The organism is Streptomyces viridosporus (assembly GCF_002078235.1).
Lineage (GTDB): Bacteria > Actinomycetota > Actinomycetes > Streptomycetales > Streptomycetaceae > Streptomyces > Streptomyces viridosporus.
Map to the genome: position 1 here is coordinate 19,273 of NZ_MSGP01000454.1, position 11,501 is coordinate 30,773.

An 11,501-nucleotide genomic window follows, 5' to 3' on the forward strand; every position below is an offset into this window, starting at 1 on the left:
TGCGCTGAGCGCGCGCTCAGGACCCATGCTACTTGTGGGTAACGTAACAGCCCAGTCCCCCCGCCCCAAGCGGTGAAGGTCACACCTTCGGCGGAGCCGTCGAGCCGCGCGGGGTGAGGACGGGGGTCGGCACCGGGTGCGATCCGGGCCCCTCACCGGTGATCACTTCGAACAGCGTCCGCGCCACGTCCGCGCCGAATCCGTGCACGTCGTGGCTCATCGCGGAGAGCGTCGGATGGGTCAGCCGGCACAGCTGGGAGTCGTCCCACGCCAGCAGGGACACGTCGTCCGGGACCCGCAGCCCCATCTCCGCCGCCACCGACAGCCCGGCCACCGCCATGATGTCGTTGTCGTACACGATCGCCGTCGGCCTCTCCGGCGGCGCGGCGGTCAGCAGCGAGCGGGTCGCCCGCGCGCCCGCGTCCCCCGAGAAGTCGGTGGCCACCTGCCAGGCCCGGGCGGGCGGCTCCAGCGCGCGGACCGCCCCGTCGAACGCGGCCGTGCGGATCGCGGTGTGCCCGAGCGCCGCCGCGCCGCCCACCCGGGCGATCCGCCGGTGCCCGAGCGCCGCCAGATAGCGCACCGCCTCGGTCACGGCCGTGGCGTCGTCGGTCCACACCGAGGTCAGCCCGCCGGTCAGCGAGGGGTGCCCGACGGCGACCACCGGCAGCCCGAGCCGCCGGGCCACCGCCGGGCGGGGGTCGTCGGCCCGGAAGTCGACCAGGATCGACCCGCCGATCTGCCGCCCCCGCCACCACGACTCCAGCAGCCCGGCCTCCTCGTCCTGGCCGCGCACCAGCCGCAGCAGCAGCGAGCAGGACCGCTCGACCAGCACGCTCTCCACGCCCGAGACGAACTCCATGTAGAAGGGCTCCAGACCGAGCAGCCGGGCGGGCCGGCAGACCGCCAGGCCCACCACGTCCACGCGCGAACCGGCGAGCGTCCGCGCGGTCGGGCTCGGCGCCCAGCCCAGCTCCCGCGCCGCCCGGAAGATCCGTTCCCGGGTCGCCTCCGACAGACCCGGCTTCCGGTTGAAGGCGAGGGACACGGCCCCCTTGGACACGCCGGCGCGCGCGGCGACGTCCTTGATCGTGACGCGGGGGGTCGGCGTTGCCGTCATCGAGTGGGCTCCACGCAGTACAGGGCGCAGCGGGCGCTGTCCGGGTCCGGAGTCTTCCAGCCCCGCACCCCTATCGTCACCCGCTCCCCGGGCAGCAGGGTCACCAGCCCCCGGTCGGCCCGTGCGTCGGGGTCCAGCCGGTCGGCCTGGAGCAGCAGGTCCCGCACCAGGGTGCGGGCCGTCACCGTGATCCCGCCCGGTGCGAGCGCGACCTCGAACTCCGGCCGGGGGTAGGCGACCTCCCGGTCCGGCACGGGGAAGTACAGCGCCCGCAGCCCTTCCCCGCCCCCGGCCCCGCCCGCGCGGGGGGACTCCGGTGCGTCGGCGACCAGGAACTCCTTCGGGCCGGACGGCACCAGCTCCGCGGGGACGCCGATCCGGGCGACGCTCCGCGCCCCGGCGGCCAGGCCCGGGTCCGCCTGAGCGATCACCGCGCCCTCGACGGACATCCGCCGCAGCCGCAGCGCGCCGTGCCACGCCCGCGCGGACTGGTTGACCGCGGCCAGCACCAGGCCCCCGCCGTTCGGGCGCACGGTCAGCAGCCGGTCCGCGTACAGCCGCCGCAGCTCGTGGTACAGCGGCTTCTCCCGCCCGTCCCCGTCGATCGCGGCCCACGACGTCACCGGCCAGCAGTCGTTGAGCTGCCAGAGCACCGTGCCCGCGCACACCGGCCAGTGGGAGCGCCAGTGCTCGATCCCGGCCGCCACCGCACGGGCCTGGTTGACCTGGGTCAGATAGTGCCAGCGGTCGAAGTCCCCCGTCGGCACGGTGAAGTGGCGGGCCAGCCCGCGCTCCAGCTTGCCGTTGCCGTCCTCCGCCTTCTGGTGGTGCAGCATGCCGGGGGAGTCCGGCGCGAGCTCCTCCCCGGGCAGCGCCCGGCGCAGCGTGGCGTACGCGGGCGGCGCCTGCCAGCCGAACTCGGCCACGAAGCGCGGCACGTGGAGCCGGTAGTCGGCGTGGTCGGCGCGGTTCCACACCTCCCAGGAGTGGTGCGTGCCGTGCGCCGGATCGTTCGGGTGGTGGAGCCAGGACCCGGACCAGGGACTGCCCGCCGTGTACGGCCGCGTCGGGTCCAGCTCGGCCACCACGCGCGGCAGGACGCCCAGGTAGTACCCCTCGCCCCAGGAGTCGCCGGCCAGCCCCGGCTCCCAGTCCCAGTCCCTGAAGCCCCACAGGTTCTCGTTGTTGCCGTTCCACAGCACCAGCGAGGGGTGCGGCATCAGCCGTACGACGTTCTCCCGGGCCTCCGCCTCCACCTCCCCGCGCAGCGGCTGCTCCTCGGGGTAGGCCGCGCACGCGAACGGGAAGTCCTGCCAGACCAGCAGCCCCAGCTCGTCGCAGGCGTCGTAGAAGTCCTCGCTCTCGTAGATCCCGCCGCCCCAGACGCGGACCAGGTCCACGCCCGCGCCGGCCGCCTGCTCCAGCCGCCGCCGGTAGCGCTCGCGGGTGACCCGGGACGGGAAGACGTCGTCCGGGATCCAGTTGACGCCCCGGGCGAACAGGCGCTCGCCGTTGACGACCAGGGTGAAACCGGTGCCGTGCGCGTCGGGCGAGGTGTCCAGCTCCACGGTGCGAAATCCGATCCGGCGCCGCCAGACGTCCAGCGCCCGCCCGCCGTGCAGCAGCGTCAGTTCCACGTCGTACAGCGGCTGTTCGCCGTACCCGCGGGGCCACCACAGCCGTGCGTCCGGCACCTCGAGCCGTACGGTCCCGTGCGCCTCGTCGATCTCGGCGCGGGCGCGCACGCCGCCGACGGCCGCCTCGACGGCGAGCGGCGCCTCGGTCCGGGTGCGCTCCACCTCGACCGCCAGCTCGACCCGGCCCGTGCCGCCCTCGACCGTGACGAGCGGGCGCACCCGGGCGATCCGGGCGGTCGACCAGTGCTCGAGCCGCACCGGCCGCCAGATCCCGGCCGTCACCAGCGTCGGCCCCCAGTCCCAGCCGAACGAGCAGGCCATCTTGCGCACGTACGGGTAGGGCTCGGCGTAGGCGCCGGGCCGCTCGCCCAGCCGGCCGCACACCGCCTCGGCCTCGTCGTAGGCGGAGGCGAACCGCACCGCGAGCCGCCCGCTCGCCCCGGTCACGTCGAAGCGGTACGAGCGGTGCATGTTGCGCACCCGGCCCAGCGGCCGGCCGTCGAGCAGGACCTCCGCCACGGTGTCGAGCCCGTCGAAGACGAGGTCCGTCCGCTCGTGCGCGCCGGGCCCGGCGGCCAGCTCCGTCTCGTACGTCCAGTCCCGCCGTCCCACCCACGCCACCTCGGTCTCGTTGCGGCCGAGGAAGGGGTCGGGGATCAGCCCGGCCGCCAGCAGGTCGGTGTGCACGCACCCCGGCACCGCGACGGGGAGCGACTCCCCCGAGCCGTCCGCCCCGCGCAGACTCCATCCGTCGGTGAGCGGTGTGACCTGACGCATGCGCACTCCTTAACCGGTTCAGAAATCTCCGGGCAACGCTCTGGCATCGTTGGCGCAATAGAGACTTTACCGGTTCAGTAAGCGGCTGCCAGAGTGCCGAACCAGCCATCCCACCCGTGCTCGTCCGCCCCGTGAACGGAGCTGGTGCACATGAACCGCCGCAAGGTGCTCGCCGGATCGATCGCCGCCCTCGCCCTCCTGGCCTCCGCCTGCACGGGCACGGGGGGCTCCGCCGAGGGCGCGGACGCCGAGGCGCCCGCCGACCCGTCCGAGGTCAAGGGGTCCCTCACGGTCCTCACCCACCGGACCGACCTGGTGCAGGACGGCACGATGAAGAAGTACGCCGCCGAGTTCAACCGGACCTACCCCGGGGTGAAGGTCGAGTTCGACGCCCTCACCGACTACGAGGGCGAGGTCAAGATCCGGATGAACACCGAGGACTACGGCGACGTCCTGATGATCCCCGCGGTGATCGAGAAGAAGGACTACCCGAAGTTCTTCGCCTCCCTGGGCGGCGAGGCGGAGCGCAGCGCCAAGTACCGCTTCACCGACTACTCCACCGTCGACGGCAAGGTCTACGGCCAGAGCCCCCTCGGCGTCGTCCCCGGGTTCGTCTACAACAAGAGGGTCTGGAGCGAGGCCGGCGTCACCGACTGGCCCACCACCCCCGCCGAGTTCCTCGACGACCTGAAGGCGATCGGGTCGAGGACCGACGCGGTGCCGTACTACACCAACTTCAAGGACATGTGGCCGCTGACCCAGTGGACCAACGTCAACGGCTCCGTCGGCTGCGACCCGGCCGCCACCACCGAGCTCGCCGAGGGCGACCCGTGGGCCGAGGGCGCCGACCTGCGCGTGGCCGACACCCTGCTGTACGACATCGTGCGCGGCGGCCTCGCCGAGAAGGACCCGACCACCACCAACTGGGAGGCCTCCAAGCCGAAGCTGGCCAGGGGCGAGATTGCCACCATGTGGCTCGGCTCCTGGGCCGTCGTCCAGATGCGGGACGCCGCGAAGCGGGCCGGCACCGACCCCGCCGACATCGGCCTCATGCCCTTCCCGGCGCAGAAGGACGGCGCGTTCTGCGCGGTGACCTCGCCGGACTACCAGCAGGCCGTCAACGTCCACTCCGACAACAAGGCCGCCGCCCGCGCCTGGATCGACTGGTTCACCGACGAGTCCGGCTACGCCGGGGCCAACCTGGCGCTCTCCCCGCTCAAGGACGCCCCGCTGCCCGAGGTGCTGAAGCCGTACGAGGAGGCGGGCGTGAAGCTGCTCGACCTCGACGACGCCAAGGGCGCCGAGGTGAAGTCCCTCGACAACCGGTCCGAGGTCGGCATCTACAAGCCCGACTACCGCCAGGACCTCGTCGACCTGGCCCGCGGCGCGCGCAAGGGCGACCTGGACGGCTTCCTCGGCGACCTCACGAAGCGGTGGGCCGAGGCGCGGAAGTCCCTGGAGCCCTGATGGCGGACACCACCCGCAAGGCGGCGCGGCCGGTGCTCCCGGCCGCGCCCGCCGGGCCGCAGCGGGCACCCGCCCCGCGCGGCGCCCGGCTGTCGCGCCGCCTCACCCCCTGGCTGTTCCTGATCGCACCGCTGGCCCTGCTGCTGACCTTCACCTACGCGCCGATCGCCAACATGGTCGCGTACAGCTTCACCGACTGGGACGGCGTGAGCCCGGAGCTGACCTACACGGGCATCGGGAACTACACCGAACTCCTCACCCGGTCCGAGCTGTTCGAGGTGTTCTTCGTCAGCGGCTACTACCTCGCCGCGTCCGTGGTGCAGATCGTCGCCGCCCTCTACTTCGCCACGGTCCTGAGCTTCGACGTGCGCTTCCGGAACTTCTTCAAGGGCGTGCTGTTCTTCCCGTACCTGATCAACGGGGTGGCGATCGGCTTCGTCTTCCTCTACTTCTTCCAGGACGGCGGCACCCTCGACTCCGTGCTGGGCCTGTTCGGCGTCGAGACCGACCACGCCTGGCTGGGCACGCCGTTCTCGGCGAACACCTCGCTCGCCGGCGTCTCCGTCTGGCGCCACCTGGGACTGAACTTCGTGCTGTTCCTCGGCGCCATCCAGTCCGTCCCGGGTGAGCTGTACGAGGCGGCCGAGATCGACGGCGCGAGCCGCTGGCAGCAGTTCCGGCACATCATCGCGCCCGGCATCAGGCCCGTGCTGAGCCTGAGCGTCATCCTGTCCGTCTCCGGCTCGCTGTCGGTCTTCGAGATCCCGTACATCATGACCGGCGGCGCCACCGGCACCGAGACGTTCGTGATCCAGACCGTGAAGCTGGCCTTCCAGTTCAACAAGACGGGGCTCGCCTCGGCCGCCGCCGTCGTGCTGCTGCTGATCGTCCTGGCGGTCACCTGGGTGCAGCGGCGCATCGTCCCCGACGAGAAGGTGGATCTCGTATGACCCGCCGTACCGTGGCCCGCGCCCTCGTCCACCTGTCGCTGGTCCTCGCGGCGCTGGTCGTGCTGCTGCCGCTCACCGTGGTCTTCCTGACCTCGCTGAAGTCCTCCGGGGAGATGGCGAACGGCAGCGGGGCGCTCACCCTCCCCGACGACCCGCTGAACCTCGACAACTACGTGACCGCGTTCCGGGACGGCCGGATGCTCTCCGCCTTCGGGAACACGGCCGTCATCCTGGTCGCCGCCGTCGGCGGCACGATCCTCATCGGCTCGATGACCGCGTACGCGATCGACCGCTTCCACTTCCGCTTCCGGAAGCTGGTCGTCGCGCTGTTCCTGCTCGCCGCGCTGGTCCCCGGGGTGACCACCCAGGTGGCGACCTTCCAGATCGTCAACGGCTTCGGGATGTTCGACAGCCTGTGGGCGCCGATCGCGCTCTACATGGGCACGGACATCGTGTCGATCTACATCTTCCTGCAGTTCATCCGCTCCATCCCGGTCTCCCTGGACGAGGCGGCACGGCTCGACGGCGCGGGCGCGTTCACCGTCTACCGCAAGGTGATCCTCCCGCTGCTCAAACCGGCGATCGCCACCGTGGTGATCGTGAAGGGGATCACCGTCTACAACGACTTCTACATCCCCTTCCTCTACATGCCCTCCGAGGACCTCGGCGTGATCTCGACGTCGCTGTTCCGCTTCAAGGGCCCCTTCGGAGCGCACTGGGAGACGATCTCGGCGGGCGCGGTCCTGGTCATCCTGCCCACCCTGATCGTCTTCCTGTTCCTCCAGCGCTTCCTCTACAACGGCTTCACGCGGGGGGCGACGAAGTGACGGCGGGCCCTGAGGCGCCGCGGGAGGCCGTGACCGCCTACGCGCGCCAGTAGCCGCGGCGCAGCAGTACCGCCAGGGGAACGATCTCGATGCGGCCGAGGAGCATGAGAGCGGTGAGGACCGCCTTCGACAGCTCCCCGAGCGGCGCGTAGGAACCGAACGGGCCGACCTCGCCGAACGCCGGGCCGACGTTGCCGAGGCAGGCCGCGGCGGCGCCGAGCGCGGTGAACGCACCGGTCCCGGCCGCGCTCGCCTCGGCGTCGAGGGCGAGGCCGAGCGTCCCGAGGGCGAGGGCGAGCAGGTAGAGGAGGGCGAAGACGAGCGCCGAGCGGAGCGTGGGGTTGTCGACCACCCGGCCGCTCACCCGCACCGGGAGGACGGCGTCGGGGTGAACGGCCTGCTCCAGCTCGTGGCGGGCGAAGCGGAAGAGGACGAGATGGCGAACGACCTTGATCGAGCCGCTCGCCGACCCGGCGCAGGCCCCGACGAACATCAGCGCCAGCAGGGTGAGCGTCGCGAGCGTTCCCCAGTCCGACCAGTTCAGCGTCGCGAAGCCGGTGGTGGTCATCACCGAGACCGTCTGGAAGGCCGCGTGCCGGACGCCGTCGAGTCCGGCCACCGTGCCGGCGACGAACAGCTCGACCGCCATGACGGACGTGCTCACGACGAGCAGGCCGAGATACAGGCGCAGTTCCTCGTCGCGGGAGACGGCCCGGAACTGACGCAGCGCGGCGAGGCGGTACAACCGCAGCAGGTTCACCCCGGCCACCGCCATCAGCCCGCACAGCACCCACTGCGTCACCGGCGCGAGGCCCCGGGCCGAGTCGGCCTCCGGGGTGAACCCGCCGAGGGACACGGCGGACGTCGCGTAGGAGAACGCGTTGAAGAGATCCATCCGCCGGTCCAGCCCGGCCCACCCCAGGGCGGCCAGGAGCAGGACGCCGAGCGCCGTCACCGCGAGGTAGACCTTCCACAGCCGTCGGGCGGTCCCGCGAACGGTCGCGCCGAGCGACTCCACCTCGACCGGTCCCGGCAGCTCGGAGCGCAGGAGTTCGCGGCCTCCGATGCGCAGCCGGGGCAGCACCGCGAGCGCGAGCACGATGATTCCCAGACCCCCCAGCCAGTGGGTGAACTGGCGCCAGAACAGCATGTCGGGTCCGAGCGCGCCCACGTCGGTCAGGACCGTCGCGCCGGTGGCGGTGAACCCCGACATCGACTCGAAGTAGGCGTCGACCGGGTGATCGAGCTGCGGCACGTGGCCGAGCACGAACGGCAGCGCGCCGAACGCGGGCACGAGCAGCCAGACGGCGACGACGACGAGGAACCCCTCCCGGACGCCCAGCGGGGGCCGCTCGCCCGTCAGCCGCTTGAGCGCCAGGCCCGTCAGGGCCACGGCGAGCCCGGTGACGAGGAAGGGCCACGGGGGCTCACCGGCCGCGAGCGCGACGGCCGCCGGCGCGACGAACGCGACCGCGAACCACGCGAGCAGGGCACCGACGACGCCCAGCGCGGTCCGCACGTCGACGCCGACGCGTCCGCGCGGACGCCACCGGCGCGGACGCGGCGACGAGCGCGAGGGCCTCACAGGTCGTGCTCGATCTCGGGGACGCGTTCGGGTTCGGTGAGGACGACGGCGCGGTCCCCGGGCCGCAGTTCGTCCTTCCCGTCGGGGAAGAACACGGCGCCGTCGCGGACGATCGCGCCCACACCGGCCCCGGGCAGCGCGTCGACCGGGGCGTGCGCGAACCGGCTGTCGGGCCGGACGGTGATGTCGACCACCTCGAAACGGTCGTCCCCCAGCATCGCCATCTGGCGGGTGCGCTCGTCGAACGTGAAGCGGGTCATCTTCTCGGCGGTCTCGTCACCCGGGTCGATCGTCACGTCGACGCCGGCGGCCTCGAAGACTTCGGCGGCAGCGGGGTCGTCGAGGACCGTCAGCGTCAGTTCGACCCCGTGGACCTTCGCGAGCACCGCCGCGTGCAGGTTGCGCGAGTCGTCCCCGCCGGCGAACACCGCCGCTCCCGCCGTACCGATGCGCTCGTGGCGCAGGAACGCCGGGTCGAGGCCCGACGCGTGGAACACCCGCGCCCGGTCGAGTGCGCCGGCGGCCGCGCGCGCCCGTGCCGCGTCCGGCTCGATGAGCCGTACGGAGATCCCTCCGTCGAGCAGCACCCGGGCGATGGCCGTCCCCATGCGCCCGGCGCCGAAGAGCGCGACGTCATCGACGGGACGGGCCCCGGTGACCAGACGGCTCCAGGTACGCGCCGCCTCGGGCGACGCCATCACGATCACCCAGTCGCCGGGCCGCACCACCTCGTGCGCGGTCGGTCTGATCCAGTTCCCGTCGCGCACGACGGCGACCACCCGCGACGCCGCGGGCAGGCCCGCGTCGCTCAGGGGGCGACCGGCGAGCCGCGGCGACTTCGCCTCGCGGACGTCGATGCCGAGCACGACCACCTCGCCGCCGGCGAAGAAGTCCACGTGCCGGGCGCCCGGCACGTGCAGGACGCGCTCGACGGCGCTCGCGGTCTCGAACGCCGTCGAGACGAGGAGGTCCACGTCGAGATCGCCCGCCCGCCAGGCCGCCAGGTAGTCCATTCCGGTGGCCCGCACGACCGTCCGCGCCGACGACAGCCGGCGGGCGAGCATGGCGGTCACCAGGTTGACCTCGTCCCGCGACGTGCAGGCCAGGACGAGCTCGGCGTCGGCCACACCGGCTTCGAGGAGCGTCTCGCGCCGGGTGCCGCTGCCGTGCGTGATCCGCACGTCGTAGGTGTGCGACAGGGCCTCCAGACGCGCTTCGTCGATGTCGATCACCGTGCACTCGTGCACCTCGGCGAGCGACTTGACCACGGTGTGGCCGACCTGGCCCGCACCCACCACGATGACCCGCATGCCAGCATCGTGGCACGCGACCCGAGCGGCTGCCCGGCACCGGGCCCGGCCGCACCGCCCCGCACGTGTCGACCGGTCGGGGCGGGTGCCGACCCTCGGCACCGTGCGCGCCCCGCAGGGGCACGGGACGACGGCCCCCGGTACCGCCCGGCCCGACCGCGCGGGCCGCGGCACCCGCAGGGAGCACCTGCGCGATGTCACCGCGACCGAACCGGGCGGGGGCCGTGGACTCCCCCCGGACGACGGGATCCCGCCAGAACGGGGCGCGGCGTCGGCGTCCACCGCCGTGGCGCCGGGAACGGCCCCGCGGCTCCGGCAGGGCCGTCCACCGACGCGACGTCGCCGGATGCCGCTGCGCCACCTCAAGAATGGCGCGGTATCGCCGCCCGCCGGGGGAACGGCCCGGCCGTTCCCCTGCCGCCGTCACTCCGGCCGGCCCGCTCATCGGGCTCGGCGCATGACCGTCAGGGCGCCGCCTGGGCCCCCTGGTCGGCGCCGGAGGCCAGCGCGGTGACCAGTACCGGCGTCACCTGCTCCACCTGCCAGGCCCGCGCCCCGTACCCCGTCAGCGTCGCGGCGACCGACCGGGCGTCGGCCGGCTGCGGCGGCTCCCAGCACACCCGGCGCACCGTGTCCGGGGCGATCAGGTTCTCCGGCGGCATGTTCAGTCGTTCGGCGAGTGCGGCGACCCCCGCCCGGGCCGCGGAGAGCCGGGCCGCGGCCACCGGGTCCTTGTCGGCCCACGCGCGCGGCGGCGGGGGACCGGTCACCGGCTGGCCGGGCTGGGGCAGCTGGGACTCGCTCAACGCCTTGGCCCGGTCGACGGCCGCCTGCCACTGCTCCAGCTGGCGCCGCCCCGCGCGCTGCCCGAACCCGTTCAGCGCGGCCAGGGCCTGCGCGTCGGCCGGCAGGGCGAGCGCGGCCTCCACGATGGCCGCGTCCGAGAGCACCTTGCCGGGGGAGAGGTCACGGCGCCGGGCGATCCGGTCGCGGGTCTGCCACAGCTCCCGTACGACGGCCATCTGCCGGCGCCGGCGCACCTTGTGCATGCCGGAGGTGCGCCGCCAGGGGTCCTTGCGGGGCTCCGGCGGCGGTGCCGAGGCGATCGCGTCGAACTCCTGCCGGGCCCACTCCAGCTTGCCCTGCCGGTCCAGCTCCTTCTCCAGCGCGTTCCGCAGGTCGACCAGGAGCTCGACGTCGAGGGCGGCGTAGCGCAGCCAGGGCTCGGGCAGCGGGCGGGTGGACCAGTCGACGGCGGAGTGGCCCTTCTCCAGCACGTAGCCGAGCACGTTCTCGACCATCGCGCCGAGGCCGACCCGGGGGAACCCGGCCAGGCGCCCGGCGAGCTCGGTGTCGAAGAGGCGGGTGGGCAGCATGCCTATCTCGCGCAGGCAGGGCAGGTCCTGGGTGGCGGCGTGCAGCACCCACTCGACGCCGGAGAGCGCCTCGCCCAGGGCGGACAGGTCGGGGCAGGCGACGGGGTCGATCAGCGCGGTCCCGGCGCCCTGGCGGCGCAGCTGGACGAGGTAGGCGCGCTGGCCGTAGCGGTAGCCGGAGGCGCGTTCGGCGTCCACGGCGACGGGACCGGTGCCCGCGGCGAAGGCGGCGATCACCTCGGCCAGGGCGGCCTCGTCCGCGATCACGGGCGGAATGCCCTCGTGCGGTTCGAGCAAGGGGATCGGCGCCTCCGTAGCAGAAGATCCGTCGTCGTCCGGAGGGGCGCCTCCGGTGGTTCGCAGTGAACTGTCTGCTGCGGTGTCGTGGGCGTCGGTCACCTGTCAAGGGTATCCGTGTCACGAAGGCGCCCGTCGACGGAACGTTCCGTCGA

At 73.2% G+C, this 11,501-nt stretch carries 8 protein-coding genes; 3 read left to right on the forward strand and 5 right to left on the reverse strand.

What is annotated here, in order from left to right; all coding sequences use genetic code 11:
* Positions 1-79: 79 nt before the first annotated feature.
* Together B7L92_RS28775 and B7L92_RS28780 are read right to left on the reverse strand one after the other, a co-directional pair.
* Positions 80-1,120 carry a LacI family DNA-binding transcriptional regulator gene (locus tag B7L92_RS28775; protein ID WP_081240309.1) on the reverse strand — a complete coding sequence of 347 codons (1,041 nt, stop codon included), beginning with the start codon at positions 1,118-1,120 and terminating at the stop codon, positions 80-82.
* Complete coding sequence (locus tag B7L92_RS28780; RefSeq protein ID WP_081240310.1) at positions 1,117-3,534, reverse strand: glycoside hydrolase family 2 protein; 2,418 nt, start codon at positions 3,532-3,534, stop codon at positions 1,117-1,119. The genes B7L92_RS28775 and B7L92_RS28780 overlap by 4 nt, the downstream gene beginning before the upstream one ends.
* A 150-nt stretch (positions 3,535-3,684) precedes the next feature.
* On the opposite strand from B7L92_RS28780, the gene B7L92_RS28785 reads away from it, so the two are divergent.
* The 3 genes from B7L92_RS28785 to B7L92_RS28795 are packed head-to-tail and all read left to right on the forward strand — an operon-like array spanning position 3,685 to position 6,778.
* A complete protein-coding gene (locus B7L92_RS28785; RefSeq protein ID WP_081240311.1) occupies positions 3,685-5,001 on the forward strand; it encodes an ABC transporter substrate-binding protein in 1,317 nt (438 codons plus the stop codon).
* A complete protein-coding gene (locus B7L92_RS28790) occupies positions 5,001-5,951 on the forward strand; it encodes a carbohydrate ABC transporter permease (protein WP_081240312.1) in 951 nt (316 codons plus the stop codon). The genes B7L92_RS28785 and B7L92_RS28790 overlap by 1 nt, the downstream gene beginning before the upstream one ends.
* Positions 5,948-6,778, forward strand: a complete 831-nt coding sequence (locus B7L92_RS28795; RefSeq protein ID WP_081240313.1) for a carbohydrate ABC transporter permease — start codon at positions 5,948-5,950, stop codon at positions 6,776-6,778. Before B7L92_RS28790 ends, B7L92_RS28795 begins: the two co-directional genes overlap by 4 nt.
* A gap of 37 nt (positions 6,779-6,815) precedes the next feature.
* On the opposite strand, the gene B7L92_RS28800 is transcribed toward B7L92_RS28795, so the two are convergent.
* From B7L92_RS28800 to B7L92_RS28810, 3 genes are all read right to left on the reverse strand, one after another.
* Positions 6,816-8,297 (reverse strand): TrkH family potassium uptake protein, encoded by a 1,482-nt coding sequence (locus tag B7L92_RS28800; RefSeq protein WP_218030480.1) that lies wholly within the window; start codon positions 8,295-8,297, stop codon positions 6,816-6,818.
* 62 nt (positions 8,298-8,359) lie between these two features.
* Complete coding sequence (trkA, locus tag B7L92_RS28805; protein WP_081240315.1) at positions 8,360-9,673, reverse strand: Trk system potassium transporter TrkA; 1,314 nt, start codon at positions 9,671-9,673, stop codon at positions 8,360-8,362.
* A gap of 464 nt (positions 9,674-10,137) precedes the next feature.
* Positions 10,138-11,448 carry a ribonuclease D gene (locus tag B7L92_RS28810; RefSeq protein WP_081240316.1) on the reverse strand — a complete coding sequence of 437 codons (1,311 nt, stop codon included), beginning with the start codon at positions 11,446-11,448 and terminating at the stop codon, positions 10,138-10,140.
* Positions 11,449-11,501 lie beyond the last annotated feature (53 nt).